At 70.0% G+C, this 16,245-nt stretch carries 17 protein-coding genes; 15 read left to right on the top strand and 2 right to left on the bottom strand.

Going from position 1 to position 16,245, the window contains the following annotated elements; all coding sequences use genetic code 11:
- The 4 genes from ACRDPS_RS24095 to aroB all read left to right on the top strand — a co-directional run.
- Positions 1-632: prepilin peptidase (locus ACRDPS_RS24095; protein ID WP_431504206.1), on the top strand; the 632-nt coding region annotated here is incomplete at its 5' end.
- Positions 633-707: 75 nt separating this feature from the next.
- On the top strand, positions 708-1,886 hold the full coding sequence (gene aroC, locus ACRDPS_RS24090; RefSeq protein WP_431504205.1) for a chorismate synthase: 1,179 nt from the start codon (positions 708-710) through the stop codon (positions 1,884-1,886).
- Positions 1,887-2,001: 115 nt separating this feature from the next.
- On the top strand, positions 2,002-2,523 hold the full coding sequence (locus ACRDPS_RS24085) for a shikimate kinase (protein ID WP_431504204.1): 522 nt from the start codon (positions 2,002-2,004) through the stop codon (positions 2,521-2,523).
- Positions 2,524-2,525: 2 nt separating this feature from the next.
- Positions 2,526-3,662 (top strand): 3-dehydroquinate synthase, encoded by a 1,137-nt coding sequence (aroB, locus tag ACRDPS_RS24080; protein ID WP_431504203.1) that lies wholly within the window; start codon positions 2,526-2,528, stop codon positions 3,660-3,662.
- Positions 3,663-4,023: 361 nt separating this feature from the next.
- Here aroB and ACRDPS_RS24075 read toward each other — a convergent pair whose 3' ends face one another.
- The gene (locus tag ACRDPS_RS24075) at positions 4,024-5,181 is read right to left on the bottom strand and encodes an acyl-CoA dehydrogenase family protein (RefSeq protein WP_431504202.1); all 1,158 of its coding nucleotides are present in this window, start codon (positions 5,179-5,181) and stop codon (positions 4,024-4,026) included.
- Positions 5,182-5,217: 36 nt separating this feature from the next.
- Positions 5,218-5,826, bottom strand: a complete 609-nt coding sequence (locus tag ACRDPS_RS24070; protein ID WP_431504201.1) for a TetR family transcriptional regulator — start codon at positions 5,824-5,826, stop codon at positions 5,218-5,220.
- Between the two features lie 138 nt (positions 5,827-5,964).
- Here ACRDPS_RS24070 and ACRDPS_RS24065 point away from each other — a divergent pair, with 138 nt between their 5' ends.
- The 11 genes from ACRDPS_RS24065 (at position 5,965) to ACRDPS_RS24015 (ending at position 16,145) form a co-directional block, all read left to right on the top strand.
- The gene (locus tag ACRDPS_RS24065; protein WP_431504200.1) at positions 5,965-6,420 is read left to right on the top strand and encodes a type II 3-dehydroquinate dehydratase; all 456 of its coding nucleotides are present in this window, start codon (positions 5,965-5,967) and stop codon (positions 6,418-6,420) included.
- 162 nt (positions 6,421-6,582) lie between these two features.
- Positions 6,583-7,149: an elongation factor P gene (gene efp / locus ACRDPS_RS24060; RefSeq protein WP_431504199.1), complete on the top strand. Its 567-nt coding sequence runs from the start codon at positions 6,583-6,585 to the stop codon at positions 7,147-7,149.
- A gap of 6 nt (positions 7,150-7,155) precedes the next feature.
- Positions 7,156-7,575, top strand: a complete 420-nt coding sequence (nusB, locus tag ACRDPS_RS24055; RefSeq protein WP_431504198.1) for a transcription antitermination factor NusB — start codon at positions 7,156-7,158, stop codon at positions 7,573-7,575.
- Positions 7,576-7,746: 171 nt separating this feature from the next.
- A complete protein-coding gene (locus ACRDPS_RS24050; protein ID WP_431504197.1) occupies positions 7,747-8,943 on the top strand; it encodes a hypothetical protein in 1,197 nt (398 codons plus the stop codon).
- A 24-nt stretch (positions 8,944-8,967) separates the two neighbouring features.
- Positions 8,968-10,020, top strand: a complete 1,053-nt coding sequence (locus ACRDPS_RS24045) for an NADPH:quinone reductase (protein WP_431504196.1) — start codon at positions 8,968-8,970, stop codon at positions 10,018-10,020.
- A 122-nt stretch (positions 10,021-10,142) separates the two neighbouring features.
- On the top strand, positions 10,143-10,691 hold the full coding sequence (gene pyrR, locus ACRDPS_RS24040) for a bifunctional pyr operon transcriptional regulator/uracil phosphoribosyltransferase PyrR (RefSeq protein ID WP_431504195.1): 549 nt from the start codon (positions 10,143-10,145) through the stop codon (positions 10,689-10,691).
- Positions 10,692-10,767: 76 nt separating this feature from the next.
- Positions 10,768-11,709 (top strand): aspartate carbamoyltransferase catalytic subunit, encoded by a 942-nt coding sequence (locus ACRDPS_RS24035; protein ID WP_431504194.1) that lies wholly within the window; start codon positions 10,768-10,770, stop codon positions 11,707-11,709.
- A 79-nt stretch (positions 11,710-11,788) separates the two neighbouring features.
- Positions 11,789-13,081, top strand: coding sequence for a dihydroorotase (locus tag ACRDPS_RS24030; RefSeq protein WP_431504193.1), 1,293 nt, complete (start codon positions 11,789-11,791; stop codon positions 13,079-13,081).
- A 56-nt stretch (positions 13,082-13,137) separates the two neighbouring features.
- On the top strand, positions 13,138-13,899 hold the full coding sequence (locus tag ACRDPS_RS24025) for a class I SAM-dependent methyltransferase (protein WP_431504192.1): 762 nt from the start codon (positions 13,138-13,140) through the stop codon (positions 13,897-13,899).
- Between the two features lie 25 nt (positions 13,900-13,924).
- A complete protein-coding gene (locus tag ACRDPS_RS24020; protein ID WP_431504191.1) occupies positions 13,925-14,275 on the top strand; it encodes a DUF2200 domain-containing protein in 351 nt (116 codons plus the stop codon).
- Positions 14,276-14,513: 238 nt separating this feature from the next.
- Positions 14,514-16,145: an ABC-F family ATP-binding cassette domain-containing protein gene (locus ACRDPS_RS24015; protein WP_431504190.1), complete on the top strand. Its 1,632-nt coding sequence runs from the start codon at positions 14,514-14,516 to the stop codon at positions 16,143-16,145.
- The last annotated feature ends 100 nt before the right edge of the window (positions 16,146-16,245 follow it).

The following is a 16,245-nucleotide window of genomic DNA, read 5'->3' as shown; positions in this document are numbered from 1 at the left end:
CCGCCGGCGTACTCGCTCTCGGCCTGCCCACCCTGCTTCGCCGACTTCCCGAACCCGCGGACGATCGGCCCGCGCGTTCCTATCGCACGCTCGCCGGGTGGGGTCCGCTCCTGCCGGCGGGCGTGGCTGTCTCGGTGATCCTCGCGGGGTCGCTCGCCTGGCGCGTCGAGCCGTCGCGGTCGATGGTCGCCCTGGCGCCGCTCGTGCCGGTGCTCTGCCTGCTGGCCTACGTCGACTGGCGGGTGCAGCGCCTTCCCCGGCTGCCGATCCTGGCGGCGACCGGCGCCGTGCTGGTGCTCGTCGGAGCCGAGTGGCTGTGGACACGTGACACCGAGACCCTCCTGCGCGCGGTGGTCGGTCTCCTCGTGGCCCGCTCGGGATTCTGGCTGCTGTGGCGGATCTTGCCGCACGCGATGGGCTTCGGTGACGTACGTCTGGCCGCCCTCGTCGGCCTCGTTCTCGGCTGGGTCGGGTGGTCCGAGTTGGTCGTCGGGCTCTGGGTCGGGCTGGCGATCTTCGGCGCCTGGGGCATCGGGCGCGCGATCGTGCGCCGGTCGCGGTCGGCGATGCGTGAGCCGCTGGCGTACGGGCCGTTCATGATCCTGGGGTTGCTGGTCGCGCTGCTTGCCTGATCAGGCGTCCCAGGACGCCGTCTCAGCGGGGATGCGGTGACGTCGCTTCCGGGGCCGGGATGAAAGACTGGACCCATGTTGCGTTGGCTCACTGCGGGCGAGTCCCATGGTCCGTCCCTGACGGCCGTGATGGAGGGTCTGCCCGCCCACGTCCGGATCACCTCTGACGACATCGCTGGTGCCCTGGCCCGGCGGCGGCTCGGCTATGGCCGCGGTGCCCGGATGAAGTTCGAGCAGGACCAGGTCCGGATCACCGGCGGCGTACGCCACGGGGAGTCCCAGGGCGGACCGGTCGCGATCGAGGTCGGCAACACCGAGTGGCCCAAGTGGGAGACCGTGATGGCCTCCGACCCGGTCGCCCCCGAGGTGCTCGAGAAGCAGGCGCGCAACGCGCCGCTGACCCGTCCGCGGCCCGGTCACGCGGACCTGGTCGGGATGCAGAAGTACGACTTCGAGGACGCCCGCCCGATCCTGGAGCGTGCCTCGGCCCGTGAGACCGCGGCCCGGGTCGCGCTCGGCGCGGTCGCCTCGGCGTTCCTCGAGCAGGCCATCGGCGTGCGACTGGTCTCCCACGTCCTGGAGATCGGCGGAGTCCGTACGCCGGGCGCCGAGGTTCCCGCGCCCGAGGATGTGGCGCGCCTCGACGAGGACCCGGTGCGAGTCCTCGACCCCGACGGCTCCAAGCAGATGGTCGCCAGGATCGACGAGGCGCACAAGGACGGGGACACCCTCGGCGGCGTCGTCGAGGTGGTCGTCCACGGGCTGCCACCGGGCCTGGGCTCCCACGTGCACTGGGACCGGCGGCTCGACGCTCGCCTGGCCGGTGCACTGATGGGCATCCAGGCGATCAAGGGTGTCGAGGTCGGCGACGGCTTCGAGCTCGCCGCGACGCCCGGGTCCAAGGCCCACGACGAGATCGTGCCCTCCGCCGACGGGATCCGCCGTGCCTCCGGGCGCTCCGGCGGCACCGAGGGCGGCATGTCGACCGGCGAGATCCTGCGGGTTCGCGCCGCGATGAAGCCGATCGCGACCGTGCCGCGTGCGCTGCGTACCGTCGACGTCGCCACCGGCGAGGAGACGGTCGCCCACCACCAGCGCTCCGACGTCTGCGCTGTGCCCGCCGCCGGCGTCGTCGCCGAGGCGATGGTCGCGCTCGTGCTGGCCGAGGCGGCGCTGGAGAAGTTCGGCGGCGACTCGGTCGGCGAGACCGCGCGCAACGCCAAGTCCTACCTCGAGAACCTGAGGCTGCGTTGATTCCCCGGGCCGTGATGCCGAGTCGGCGCGTCCTAACCAAGAACATCGCCGAGTCGGCGCGTTATGACGAGCCGACTCGGCAGGGTCTGAGCCGGCTCGACGCGGGGAGGCGGCGATGAGCGGGCCGCGCGTTGTACTGATCGGGCCGATGGGGGCCGGGAAGTCGACGGTCGGCGCGTTGCTCGCCGACCGCCTCGGAGTCACGTTGCGCGACACCGACGCGGACATCGCCTCGGCTGCTGGCAAGTCGGTGCAGGACATCTTCGTCGACGAGGGCGAGGCGTACTTCCGTGCGGTCGAGGCGGCCGCCGTCGCCGCGGCGCTGGCCGAGTATGACGGGGTGGTCTCCCTCGGCGGAGGCTCCGTTCTGGCTGATCAGACGCAGGTCCTGCTCAAGGAGCAAACCGTCGTCTACCTGCGGGTCGGGGTCGCGGACGCGGTCAAGCGCGTCGGTCTGGGGTCGGGGCGTCCGATGCTGCTCGGCAACGTACGCGGCCGCATCAAGACGCTCCTGGAGGAGCGCGCACCCATCTATGAGTCGGTGGCGACCCTGGTCGTCGACACCGACGCCCGCTCGGCCGACGACGTCGCCACAGAGCTCGCCACCGCCCTGACCACGCTGAACACCACGGAGTAGATGTGACCGATCCATTCAGCACCGTCAGCACAGCCAGCACCGTCATCAGGGTCGAGAGCGCCGCGGCGTACGACGTCGTCATCGGCTCCGGCCTCGCCGGCCGGCTCCAGGGACTCCTGGGCGAGAGCGTCCAGCGGGTGGCGTTCCTCTACGCCGCCGAGCTCGCCGAGTACGCCGAGCCCGTGCTCGAGGAGCTGCTGAAGCACTACGACGTGCTCGGCCTCGGGCTGCCCAGCGGCGAGGACCAGAAGACGGTCGCGGTCGCCAACGACTGCTGGGAGGCGTTGGGGGAGAAGGGCTTCACCCGCTCCGACGCGGTCGTCACCTTCGGTGGCGGCGCGACCACCGACCTCGGCGGTTTCGTCGCGGCCGGCTGGCTGCGCGGCGTACGCGTCGTGCACGTGCCCACCACGGTGCTCGCCATGGTCGACGCCGCGGTGGGCGGCAAGACCGGCGTCAACACCGGTGCCGGGAAGAACCTCGTCGGCGCGTTCCACGAGCCCGCCGGCGTACTGTGCGACCTCGCGCTGCTAGCGACCCTGCCGGAGGCCGACCTGATCGCCGGGCTCGGCGAGGTCGTCAAGTGCGGCTTCATCGCCGACCCGGAGATCCTGCGCCTGGTCGAGGCTGAGCACACTACGGGCGACAAGATCACCGCTTCCTCGCCCGTTCTCGCCGAGCTGGTCGAGCGCGCGATCCGGGTCAAGGCAGAGGTCGTCGCCGCGGACCTGAAGGAGACCGGCGGCGCCGACGGCCACCCGGGCCGCGAGACGCTCAACTACGGCCACACCCTCGCGCACGCGCTCGAGAAGCACTCCGGCTTCTCGATCCGCCACGGTGATGCGGTCGCGGTCGGGTGCGTGTACGCCGCCGAGCTCGCCCGGATCGCCGGAGTCCTCTCCGACGACATCGCCGCTCGACACGCCCCGGCCTTCGCGAAGGTCGGCCTCCCGACCACCGTCAAGGAGCTCGGCATCGAGGCCGGCTTCGATGACCTCATCGGCGCCATGCGGGTGGACAAGAAGGCCCGCGGCTCCGTGCTCCGCTTCCTCGTCCTCCACGACCTCGCCGACCCCCGCATCCTCACCGGCCCGACCGAGGAGCAGCTGCGCGAGGCGTACGCGGTCGTCGGCGGCTAGAGCAGCCCGCGGCGGAGGGGTCCTCTCGCAACTACGCCAGTGGGCCGGACTTTGTGAACGATTCACAAGGTCCGGCCCACTGGCGTGGGCGGGGGACAGGGTGGCGGGTCGCGGCCGGCTTGATTGGGGCCGCCTGCCCCGATGTGTGACCTGCCCTGTGCGGCCTGGTGATCGCGCGGTAGGCGTCGTCGCTGGGCGGTAGTTGCTGGGCGGTACTTGCTGAACGGCCGGCTGAGGGGGCCGGCGACACATGGGCGACCCGGGCGATCGCCCTCGCGAGGGCGTCACGCCCGAACGTACGCCGAGTCGGCTCGTCAGGACGAGCCGACTCACCGCTCGGGGCCGACCAGCGGAGAACGGCTCAGAGACCCATGTCCTTGGCGATGATCAGCTTCATGACCTCGGAGGTGCCGCCGTAGATGCGGTTGACGCGGTTGTCGGCGTAGAGGCGGGCGATGGGGTACTCGTTCATGTACCCGTAGCCGCCGTGGAGCTGGAGGCAGCGGTCGATGACGCGGTGGGCGACCTCGGTGCAGAACAGCTTGGCCGAGGCGGCCTCGGCGGCGGTGAGCGTGCCGGCGTCCTCGGCCTCGATGGCGCGGTCGACCACGGCCTCGGCGGCGTCGACCTCGGCCTTGCACGCGGCCAGCTCGAACTTGGTGTTCTGGAACGAGGCGACGGTGGTGCCGAAGACCTTGCGATCGGCGACGTACGTCTTGGCGAACTCGACGGCGGCAGCGGCCTGGGCGTAGGCGCCGACGGCGATGCCGAGGCGCTCGACGGGGAGGTTCTGGCCGAGGTAGGAGAAGCCCTTGCCGACCTCGCCCAGGACGTCCTCGACGGGGACGTGCACGTCGGTGAAGGAGAGCTCGGCGGTGTCGGAGACCTTGAGCCCGAGCTTGTCGAGCTTGCGCCCCACCTCATAGCCCGGAAGGGACGTGTCGACGGCGAGGAGGGTGATCCCGGCGCGGCGGTCCTCCGGGGTGGCCGGTGAGGTGCGAGCGCAGACGATCACACGGTCGGCGTTGACGCCTCCGGTGATGAACGTCTTCGCGCCGTTGAGGACGTAGTGGCGTCCGTCCTCGGTGAGCTTGGCGTGGGTCGTCATCCCGGCAAGGTCCGAGCCGGTTCCGGGCTCGGTCATCGCGATCGCCCACATCTCCGCACCGGCGACGAAGCCGGGCATCCAGCGCTCCATCTGCTCCCTCGTGCCCAGCTTGAGGAGGTAGGGCAGGCAGAGCCCGACGTGGGTGCTCGAGCCGCCGAAGGAGACCCCGGCGCGGGAGAGCTCCTCGGTCATGACGGCTGAGTACTTGAACGAGTCGATCCCGGCGCCGCCGTACTCCTCGGGCACCTGGATGCCCCAGACACCGAGCTCGCCGAGCTTGAGGTAGAAGTCGTGGGGGACGATCCCGGCCTCGTACCACTCCTCGTAGACGGGGGCGACCTCCTTCTCGATGAACGAGCGGATGGTGTCGCGGAAGGACTGGTGGTCCTCGGTGTAGATGGTGCGGCGCATGTCGGTGCTTCTCTCCTCGGGTGCTTTCCGGTGGGGTCAGGGGCGGGCGCCGACGACGCGGAGTGCGAGGTCGGCATGGAAGTCGGCGATGGCCTCGGGGGTCCAGGAGCCGCCGTCGCGATACCACCGGGCCAGATCGATGCCGAGCGAGAGCAGGGCGGTGGCGGCCTTGGCCGGGTCGGGCGTGTCGAAGTCGCCGCTGCGTACGCCTTCCTCGACGACGTCACGCATGACGGTGTCGATGGCGCGACGCAGCCTGGCGACCTCCCGGAAGTGCTCCTCGGTCAGAGCCGCGAGCTCGTAGTTGATGACCCGAGCCATCGTGTGCGAGCGCGCGTGGAAGAGGACATAGGTGCGTACGGCCGCGGCGACCCGCTCGGCGGGCGTGGCGTCGGCGCGGGTCGCGTCGGTGACCGCCTCGAGGATCACCTCGTGACCACGTACCGCGATCGCGTGCAGGAGCTCCTCCTTGGAGCGGTGGTGCACGTAGACCGCTGCCGGGCTCAGGCCGGCCGCCGTGGCGATGTCGCGGGTGCTGGTGCCGTGGAACCCCTTGGCGGAGAAGGCCTGGACCGCGGCATCGAGCAGACGGGCACGGCTTCGGTCGCCGCGTGCCTGGGTGCTGCTGGTGCGGGTCTGGTTCATCGACCGTCCTCGTGTCGGAGTCTCCTGGTGTCGGACCCAGTGTCGCACAATATAAGTGAGCGCTTAGATTGGGACGGTGGTCACCATGCCGCCGAGACGAGCACGTCGACGACGATCCGGCCGTGAAAGGATGGCGGAGTGAGCAACACGCTGCAGCCGGTCCTGGTCCTCAACGGCCCCAACCTCGGACGTCTCGGGAAGCGACAGCCCGAGATCTACGGGCACACCACGCTCGACGAGCTCGCGGCGATGTGCGTGGGCTGGGGCCATGCGCTCGGGTTCGCGGTCGACGTACGTCAGACCAACCACGAGGGCGACATGGTCGACTGGCTCAACGACGCGGCCGACAAGGACATCCCGGTGGTGCTCAACGCGGCAGCCTGGACCCACTACTCCTACGCGATCTACGACGCCTGTGCGCAGCTGACCGCTCCACTGGTCGAGGTGCACATCTCCGACCCGTCCCAGCGTCCTGAGGTCTTCCGGCACACCAGCGTGGTCACCGAGCACGCGGTCGCGGTCGTGGCGGGCAAGGGCATCGACGGCTACCAGGAGGCGCTCTCCATCCTCGCCCGCGAGGTCGGCGCCGCCTGATCCTGGCTCGAGCTTCTGCTTCGCCGGGCCGAAGGATTGGGACGGCGTACGTCTCGTTGACTAGGATTCTCCCTGGCCCTGGTGGCCCCAAGAACACTGGCACGAACATTGACAACCAAGCCTGCACTGCTGCAGGACATAGACGAAGGCTGACGGACGGTTATGGCGACGACGAACGACCTCAAGAACGGCATGGTGCTGAAGATCGAGGGCCAGCTCTGGCAGGTCACCGAGTTCCAGCACGTGAAGCCCGGCAAGGGCCCGGCGTTCGTCCGCACCAAGCTCCGCAACGTCGAGTCGGGCAAGAACGTAGACAAGACCTTCAACGCCGGCACCAAGGTCGAAACCGCCACGGTCGACCGCCGCTCGTTCCAGTACCTCTACAACGACGGCTCCAACTTCGTCTTCATGGACGTCGCCGACTTCGACCAGGTCGAGGTCGGCCCGGAGATCATCGGTGACGGCGCCGGCTTCCTCCTGGAGAACCAGGAGGTCATCCTGGCCACCAACGAGGGCCGCGTCCTCTTCGTCGAGCTCCCGCCGTCGGTCGAGCTGGTCATCTCCTACACCGAGCCCGGTGTCATGGGCGACTCGGCCACCGGCCGCACCAAGCCGGCCACCCTCGAGACCGGCGCCGAGATCCAGGTGCCGCTCTTCATCGAGCAGGGCGAGAAGATCAAGGTCGACACCCGCGAGGGCGGCGCCTACCTCTCCCGCGTCAAGGGCTGACCCGCTTTGGCCGCGCACGTCGCCACTGCCAGGTCCAAGGCTCGCAAGCGGGCCCTGGACCTGCTCTTCGCCTCCGAGGCACGGGGCCTCTCCGCCGGTGAGCTGCTCGACCAGCAGATCGCCGAGGGTCAGGTTCCGAACAACCCGTTCACGGTCAAGCTGGTCCGTGGCGTGGTCGCCGAGACGGAGCGGATCGACGCGCTGATCGCCGAGTTCGCCAAGGACTGGTCACTGGCTCGGATGCCCGCGGTCGACCGCAACGTGCTCCGCATCGGGGTCTGGGAGCTCATCGACGCCGACGTCGCCGCCGAGGTCGCGATCAGCGAGGCGACGGCCCTGGTGACCGAGCTCTCCACCGACGACTCGCCCTCCTTCGTCAACGGCGTCCTCTCCGCGGTCGCGAAGGACCTCGCGTCCAAGGCCTGATCAACTGCTGACGTACGCCTGTCGGGAATCGTTCCGGCAGGCGTACTGTCATCACGTGCGCGACACCGCGCCTGTGTTTCCCGGTTATCGACGATTGCTTCGGTCGGGACCGTATGTTTGGAACAAGGCTGAGCTGGTGACCGCAAACCCGTACCCGTATTCGGAGAGCGCATGACGCAGGAGAACAACCCCTACGACGAGCCGGACGCACACACGCGGCCGGCAGGCGCACCCCAACACTGGGTGACGCCGCCTCCGCCGACCTCGGCCGGGCAGCCGCTCCATCCCTCGCAGACAGGGGACGACGGCCCCCGGACGAACCCGAACGCGCAGCCCTACCCGGGCTACGACGCGAGCCAGGAGGCGACCCGCATCACCAACGCACAGGCCCCCACGTCGGTGCCCCCCGCACCAAGCGGTCACGGGCTGGAGGTCCCCAGCGCCACCGACTTCCTCGACCGGCGCGCGGAGTCGGCCGGCTTCGGCCCGGCGACCTGGGGCTGGCGGGGCGCGCTGCGCAGGATGTCCGGAGGGCTGATCAGCCCGAGCATGGGCCCTGCCGAGGTCGCCTACGAGCAGGACCGGGCGATGATCCAGCGCGACTTCGACGGACCTCGCACCATCGTCTTCATCAACCCCAAGGGCGGTGCCGCCAAGACCACCGGCGTGCTCGCGGCGGGCTACACCTTCGGCACCGTCCGCGGTGGGGGAGTCGTGGCCTGGGACAACAACGAGACCCGTGGCACCCTCGGCATCCGAGGCGTACGCAGCAGCCACCGCAACACCACCCGCGAGCTGCTCGACAACCTGGCCTCGTTCAACAACGTCTACCAGTCCCGCATCGGCGACCTCGGCGCCTTCGTACGCTCCCAGGGTGACGCCCACTTCGACGTGCTCGCCTCGGATGAGCGCCCCGACGTCACCGGCCAGATCCATGCCGACGACTTCGGGCAGGTGCACCACCTGCTGGAGCGCTTCTACAAGGTCATCCTGGTCGACACCGGCAACAACATGCGCGCCGAGAACTGGCTCGCGGCCGCCGACACCGCCGACCTGCTGGTGGTGACCTCGACGGTGCGCGAGGACACCGGCTACAGCGGCCTGTGGATGCTCGACGCGCTGCAGGAGTCGGGCTACGCCGACCTCAAGCTGAAGACGATCACGGTGCTCTCCGACCCGTCCCCGAAGGTCGACACCAACCTGGCCCGGGATCTCACCGAGGTCTACCAGCAGCGCACCCGTGGGGTCTACCGGGTCCCGTTCGACCCGGTGCTCGTCGCGGGGTCCACGGTGCAGTACTCCCAGCTCTCCGAGGACACCCGGATGTCGTGGCTGAAGGCTTGTGCCGGGATGGCTCACGCGTTGTGAGTGCCGGCCGCTAACGTCGTACGCATGCGTGCAGTCGTCTACTCCGAGAACGGTCCATCCTCCGTCATGCGCCTGGCCGAGCGTCCGGTGCCGAAGCCCGGCCCCGGGGAGGTCCTGGTCAGGCTGGTGCGGGCGGGAGTCAACCCGACCGACTGGAAGGTACGCGCCGGGCTGAGCGCGACGCTCGCGACCCCCGAGGCGACCCCGGGCCAGGACGGGGCGGGCGTGGTCGAGGGGTTGGGCGATGGCGTCACCACGCACGTGGTCGGTCAGCAGGTCTGGCTCTTCATGGTCCAGCACGGGCAGGCGTGGGGGACCGCGGCGGAGTACGTCACCGTGCCGGCCCACAAGGCGGTCGAGCTGCCCGTCGGTGCCTCCTACGATCTTGGTGCCGCGCTCGGTGTGCCGGCGATGACCGCCCACCGCGCGCTCACCTCGGGTGCTGTCCAGCGGCTGGCTCCGGGCGCGTTCGACGGCCTCAACATCCTGGTCCACGGCGGCGCGGGCGCGGTCGGGAACGCCGCGATCCAGCTGGCCGTATGGGCCGGGGCGACCGTCGTCACCACGGTCAGCTCCCCCGAGAAGGCGGAGCTGGCCAAGGCCGCCGGTGCGCAGCACATCGTCAACTACCGCGAGGCGGGTCATCTCGACAGGCTCGATACACCGCTCGACAAGCTCGACCACCTGGGGACGCAGATCCGGAAGATCGCACCCGGAGGCGTCGACCAGATCGTCGAGGTCGCCCCGGCCGTCAACAACGACCTCGACCGCGCGGTCATCGCCAACCGCGGCACGATCGCGATCTACGCCAACAACGGCGGCGACGAGCTCTCCATGCCGCTGCGGGCGACGTTCTCGCTCAACCTGCGCTACCAGTTCATCCTGCTCTACGCAGTCGACCCGGCACAGCTCCGGGCGGCGGCCGAGGATCTCACCAGCGCCGTGGCGGCGGGCGCGCTGAGGGTCGGCGCGGAGGTCGGCGTACCACTCCATCACTACCCGCTGGAGGAGACCGCCGCCGCCCACGACGCCGTGGAGGCGGGCGCCGTCGGAAAAGTGCTGATCGACCTGGAGTGAGGATAGGGTCGAGGTCGACTTCCTTTAACGAGCCGTCCCGTGAGGCGGAGAAGGAGACCTCGACCTTGTCAGAGCCCGAGACTGAGCGGAATCAATCAGCAGAGCCTGAGGTGGCGCCGTCCGTGGACGGCCGCATCGTCCTCGACGCCCGTGACATCTCCCGCGCGCTGACCCGGATCTCCCACGAGATCCTGGAGCGCAACCGAGACGCCGAGGATCTGGTCCTGCTGGGCCTGCACACCCGCGGGGTGCCGTTGGCCCGACGGATCGCGGCGCGGATCGAGGCCGCCGAGGGCCATCCGGTCGCGCACGGCGCGCTCGACGTGACGATGTACCGCGACGACCTGCGCACTCACCCCACCCGAGCGCCTCACCACACCGAGATCCCGCCGGTTGGCATCGACGGCAAGACCGTGGTGCTCGTCGACGACGTGCTCTTCTCTGGCCGCACCGTCCGCGCCGCGCTGGACGCTCTGGCCGACTACGGTCGCCCGGCCGTCGTACGCCTCGCCGTTCTCGTCGACCGCGGGCATCGGCAGCTGCCGATCCGGGCAGACCACGTCGGCAAGAACCTCCCGACGGCGCGCTCGGAGAGGGTCGGGCTGCGACTCGAGGAGACCGACGGGATGGACGAGGTACGCATCGTCGAGCTCGAGGGGGTCTCGGCATGAGCGAGCGTCAGCGAGCGACAATGAGGGTCAGGCCGCCACGTCCGTGTTCTCCGCTCTCCTCAACGGAGGTGGCGGCATGACGAGGCATCTGCTGTCCATCGACGACGTGAGCGCGGAGGAGATTCAGAAGCTCTTCGCGACCGCCGCCGAGATGCACGACGTGCAGAAGCGCGAGGTCAAGAAGCTGCCGGCGCTGCGTGGACGTACGGTGATCAACCTCTTCTTCGAGGACTCGACGCGCACCCGGTCTTCGTTCGAGATCGCGGGGAAGTGGCTCTCGGCCGATGTGATCAACCTGTCCGCGAAGGGCTCCTCGGCCTCGAAGGGCGAGTCGCTGCGCGACACGGTGCTGACCGTGACCGCGATGGGCGTCGACGGCCTGGTGATGCGTCACTCGGCCTCCGGCGCGGCCCATCAGGTCGCGGGCTGGCTCGACATCCCTGTGATCAACGCCGGTGACGGCATGCATGAGCACCCGACCCAGGCGCTCCTGGACGGCTACACGCTGCAGCGGCAGCTCGGTGGGCCGGGCTCCCTGGAGGGCAAGCGGGTCGCGTTGGTCGGGGACCTGACCCACTCGCGGGTGTTCCGGTCGAACGTGAAGTCCCTGACGAAGCTCGGCGCCTCGGTGATCGCGATCGCGCCGCCGACGCTGATGCCCGCGGGGATCACGGAGTGGGCCAAAGCCGATGGATTCGCCACCTCCTACGACCTCGACGCGGTGCTGCCCGAGGTCGACGCGGTGATGATGCTGCGCGTGCAGAGGGAGCGGATGAGTGGCGGCTACTTCCCGACCTCGCGGGAGTACACCGTCGGCTACGGGCTCACCCGGGCTCGGCTCGGGCTGCTGCGCGATGACGTGCCCATCCTGCACCCGGGGCCGATGAACCGCGGCCTGGAGATCTCGCCGGAGGCCGCCGACGCCGCCTCCTCCCGGATCCTCGACCAGGTCTCGGCCGGGGTCGCGATCCGGATGTCCGTCCTCTACCACCTGCTTGCCGGCGAGGAGTCCGCATGAACGAGCGCAAGAGAGCGAGCAATCAGAGCACCATGCCGCCGCGTCCGTATTCTTTCCGCTCTGTCACGGAGGTGGCGGCATGAGCCTGTTGATCAAGGGAGCCTCCGTCCTCGGGGCAGAGCCGACCGATGTGTACGTCGACGGGGGAGTGATCCGGGAGATCGGCACGCCCACCGCCCCCGCCGCTGATGAGGTGGTCGACGCCTCCGGTCTCGTCCTGCTCCCCGGCCTGGTCGACCTGCACACCCACCTGCGCCAGCCGGGCCGCGAGGATGCCGAGACGATCTCCTCGGGCTCCGAGGCGGCCGCGGCGGGCGGCTACACCGCGGTGCTGGCGATGGCCAACACCTCGCCGGTCACCGACACGGCCGAGGCCGCGGTCTCCGTTTGGGATCTCGGCCGCGAGGCAGGACTGGCCGACGTGTTCCCGGTCGGCGCGGTCACCAAGGGCCTGGCCGGTGAGGAGCTGGCGGAGCTGTCCCTGATGAACCGCTCCCGGGCGAGCGTGAAGGTCTTCTCCGACGACGGTCGCTGTGTCTCCGACCCTCGGGTGATGCGTCGGGCGCTGGAGTACGTCAAGGCCTTCGGTGGCGTCATCTCCCAGCACTCCCAGGACCCCTCGCTGGCTCCGTACGGGTCGGCCTGCTGCCACGAGGGTGAGCTCTCCGGACGGCTCGGCCTGCCGGGCTGGCCGGGTGTCGCCGAGGAGGTCATCGTCGCTCGCGACGTGATGCTCGCCCGCCACACCGGCTCGCGCGTCCACGTCGCGCACGCCTCCACCGCCGGCACCGTCGAGGTGCTGCGCTGGGCCAAGGCGCAGGCTGAGAAGGACGGCAGCTGGGCAGTCACCGCGGAGGTCACCCCGCACCACCTGCTGCTGACCACCGACCTGCTCACCGGCTATGACCCGACGTTCAAGGTCAACCCGCCGCTGCGTCCGGCCGAGGACGTCGAGGCGCTGCGTGAAGCGCTGGCCGACGGCACCATCGACGCGGTAGCCACCGACCACGCCCCGCACGCGCGCCAGGACAAGGAGCACGCCTTCGTCGACGCCGCCTTCGGGATGCTCGGGCTGGAGGAGGCGCTCTCCGTCGTCTCGACCGTCATGGTCTCCTCGGGGCTGCTGGACTGGGCCGGCGTGGCCCGGGTCATGTCCGCCACCCCGGCCCGCATCGCCGGTCTCGAGGGCCACGGCCGCCCGATCGCGGTCGGCGAGCCCGCGAACCTGACCCTGGTCGATCCGGCCGCGACGTACGTCGTAGACCGCGACCGGTCGCTCTCGCTCTCCCGCAACAACCCCTGGCACGATCGCAAGCTCACTGGTCGCGTCGTGTCCACGTTCCTGCGTGGGCAGCGGACGTACGCCGGGTAGCTCTCGATCCGCGGAGCGCGGGCGTGCCGGCAGGCGCGCCACTAGGCTGCGCCGTCATGACCGATGTCTTCTCCGACAAGCTCGCGCAGTGGCGCGCCTATACCGCGACACCCTGGGCCCGGATCCGCTACACCGTGGTCGAGGAGATCCTCCGGCGCCAGTGTGCGGAGCTGGGTGAGGGTCTGCGGATCCTCGACGTCGGCGGCGGGGACGGGATGGACGCGCTGCCGCTGGCACGGGCCGGGCACGACCTCACGATCCTCGACCCGTCCGAGTCCTGGCTGGCCGAGGCGAAGCGGCGGGCAGTTGAGGCGGGCACGTCGCTGACCACGCTCGTCGGCGGCCTCGACGAGCTGCCCGAGGGCGAGTGGGATCTGGTCCTGTGCCACTTCGTGCTGCGCTACCGACCCTCCGACGCGGAGGACGTACGAAGCCTGGCGTCCGTGGTGCGCCCAGGCGGTCGCCTCTCGGTGATGGAGGCCAACCCCGCCGGCATGGTGCTGCGCCAGCTGGTCACGGCCGGCCCCGAGGGCGCGCTCACCGAGCTGCGTGCGGAGACCAAGCATGCGGTGACCTTCGCCCACGACGTACGCAAGGTCTCGATGCCCGACCTCGAGGCCGAGCTCGCGGCCGCGGAGCTGCGGCTCACCGGCCGCTTCGGCACCAGGATCGCCAACGACCTGCTCACCGACGACGAGGCGAAGCACGACCCCGCCTACTTCGACCGCCTGCTCGAGGTCGAGCGCGAGCTGTGCGACCAGGAGCCGTTCGTACGGATCGCCGGGATGTACCAGCTGGTCGCCGAGAAGCCGGCCTGACCCACGCCCGCGTTAGGCTCACGGCGTGGATAACCTCGAGCGCGTCTACAAGATGCCCTTCGGCTCCGTCTACCCGCACTATGTGACGAAGGTGGAGAAGAAGGGCCGCACCACGGCCGAGCTGCACCAGGTGATCACCTGGCTGACCGGGTTCGACGACGACGCGATCGCCAAGCACATCGAGGCAGGGACGAGCTTCGAGGGGTTCTTCGCCGACGCCGACCTCAACCCGAGCTCGGAGCTGATCACCGGGGTGGTCTGCGGCGTCCGCGTCCAGGAGATCGAGGACCCGGTCATGCGCCAGGTGCGCTACCTCGACAAGCTCGTCGACGAGCTGGCCAAGGGGAAGGCCATGGAGAAGATCCTGCGCGCGTGAGGCGGCGAGATGCACACCGAGCTACCTCGGTGAACGGTCACCTCCTTCGTAGGACTCCACGAGGCAAGCGAGCACCCACCGAGCTACCTCGGTGAGGATCCGCGCGGCTCAATCGGTTGGACGAGGCATCCGCCGGCCGCGTACGCTCTTCTCATCATGAAGATCCAGCGCTGACCCCGACCCGCGCCCGAGGCATATGCCCGGCGGGTCGTCCTCGAACCCGAAGGCCAGCGCCCGCATGTCATCTTCCATCGTCCCCGGACCGATCGTCGTCCGTGATCTTTCCGTCTCCTTCCGCAGCGGATCGGTGTTCACCGGGATAGACCTCACCGTCTCCCCGGGCGAACGGATCGCGCTCGTGGGGGAGAACGGCGCAGGCAAGTCGACGTTGCTTCGCGCTATCGCACACCGACTCCCGCGCACCGCCCAACGCACAGGAACGCTCGAGGCGCCCGGCGACCTCGTCTGGCTGCCGCAGGAGCCGCCGTTCCGCGATGAGGCGAGCATCGAGGACGTACTCGCGACCACACTGCGTCCGCTCCGGGAGGCCGTGACGACCATCGAGACCCTCGCCGACCGGCTCGACGACCCCGAGGTCGCCGAGACCTATGCGAACGCGCTCGACTTCGCGGTCGCCCACGACGCGTGGGACGCCGACCGGCGCGCGATCCTGGCCGCCGAGCGCCTCGGGCTGAGCGGCCTGGACCGGGACCGCGCGATCAGCACCCTGTCGGGCGGTCAACGGACCCGGCTGGCGCTCGCGACCGCGATCACCCGTCGTCCCGACGCGCTGCTGCTCGACGAGCCGACCAACCATCTCGACGACGAGGCGGTCGCGGTGCTCGGCGAGTTCCTGCGCGACCTGCCGGGCGTGGTGCTGATGGCCTCCCACGACCGCGTCTTCCTCGACGAGGTCGTCACCGGGCTCTTCGACCTCGACCCGACGCCGAACGGCGCAGGCGGCACCGACGGCGCAGGCGGCAGGCTCTTCGGTGGCGGCTGGACCGCGTACGAGGAGGCGCGGACGGCGGCGCGCGAACGCTGGGAGCAGACGTACGCCGAGCAGCAGGACGAGCTCAAGCGGCTCCGCACCGCCACCAAGATCGGCAACGACGCGATCGCCCACAACCGCGGGCCGACCGACAACGACAAGTTCATCTACAAGTTCAAGGGCAGCAACGTCGAGCGCACCGTCGCACGCCGCAAGAAGGACGCGACCCGGAGGCTGGAGGAGGCCGAGGAGACGCAGGTACGCAAGCCACCCGCGCCGCTTCGGCTCAACACCGCTCTGTCCTGCGCCGGTGGGAGCGGCCGGATGGTCGTCGTACGCGGCCTCGTGGTCGAGAACCGTGTCACCCTGCCCATCCTGGACGTCATCGCGGGGGAGCACCTGCTCATCACCGGCCCCAACGGAAGCGGCAAGTCCACGCTGCTCGGGGTGCTCAGCGGACGCGTGAAGCCGACCTCCGGAGACGTCCAGGTCAGCGCCAGGCATGTCGAGGAGCTCACCCAGGACCCTCAGTTCGGCGATCTTCGCCGCAAGGTGGCCGACGTCTATGGCGAGTCGGTGGGGGAGGCGCTCGCCGAACGAGTCCCGCTACGCGGTCTGGGCCTGGTCCATCCGCGTGACCTCAACCGGCCTGTCGGCGCGCTCAGCGTGGGTCAGCGTCGTCGGCTCGACCTGGCGATCGCCGTCGCCACCGGCCCGGACCTGCTGCTCCTGGACGAGCCGACCAACCACATCTCGCTCACTCTCGCCGGCGAGATGGAGGAGGCGATCGGGGTCACCCCTGGCACCATCGTCGTCGCGTCCCACGACCGCTGGCTGCGCCGGCGCTGGGCCGGACCTGAGGCCCGACTGGTGCCCTGACGGGCCACTTGCGGGCCAATCCCTGTGGATGAGCAGAGTTATCCACAGGCGCCGAGATCGTCGTTGTCCTGGTCCCCGGGCCGTGATGCCGTAGGCCCAT

It is taken from the genome of Nocardioides sp. (assembly GCF_050699375.1).
GTDB lineage: Bacteria > Actinomycetota > Actinomycetes > Propionibacteriales > Nocardioidaceae > Nocardioides.
This window is presented reverse-complemented; position numbering and strand designations above follow the sequence as displayed.

Bases quoted from the DNA above. Each gene is read 5' to 3' on its own strand.
- aroC (WP_431504205.1), top strand. From the start codon at position 708: ATGTTGCGTTGGCTCACTGCGGGCGAGTCCCATGGTCCGTCCCTGACG.
- ACRDPS_RS24085 (WP_431504204.1), top strand. From the start codon at position 2,002: ATGAGCGGGCCGCGCGTTGTACTGATCGGGCCGATGGGGGCCGGGAAG.
- ACRDPS_RS24075 (WP_431504202.1), bottom strand. From the start codon at position 5,181: ATGCGCCGCACCATCTACACCGAGGACCACCAGTCCTTCCGCGACACC.
- ACRDPS_RS24070 (WP_431504201.1), bottom strand. From the start codon at position 5,826: ATGAACCAGACCCGCACCAGCAGCACCCAGGCACGCGGCGACCGAAGC.
- efp (WP_431504199.1), top strand. From the start codon at position 6,583: ATGGCGACGACGAACGACCTCAAGAACGGCATGGTGCTGAAGATCGAG.
- ACRDPS_RS24050 (WP_431504197.1), top strand. From the start codon at position 7,747: ATGACGCAGGAGAACAACCCCTACGACGAGCCGGACGCACACACGCGG.
- ACRDPS_RS24045 (WP_431504196.1), top strand. From the start codon at position 8,968: ATGCGTGCAGTCGTCTACTCCGAGAACGGTCCATCCTCCGTCATGCGC.
- ACRDPS_RS24035 (WP_431504194.1), top strand. From the start codon at position 10,768: ATGACGAGGCATCTGCTGTCCATCGACGACGTGAGCGCGGAGGAGATT.
- ACRDPS_RS24030 (WP_431504193.1), top strand. From the start codon at position 11,789: ATGAGCCTGTTGATCAAGGGAGCCTCCGTCCTCGGGGCAGAGCCGACC.
- ACRDPS_RS24025 (WP_431504192.1), top strand. From the start codon at position 13,138: ATGACCGATGTCTTCTCCGACAAGCTCGCGCAGTGGCGCGCCTATACC.
- ACRDPS_RS24015 (WP_431504190.1), top strand. From the start codon at position 14,514: ATGTCATCTTCCATCGTCCCCGGACCGATCGTCGTCCGTGATCTTTCC.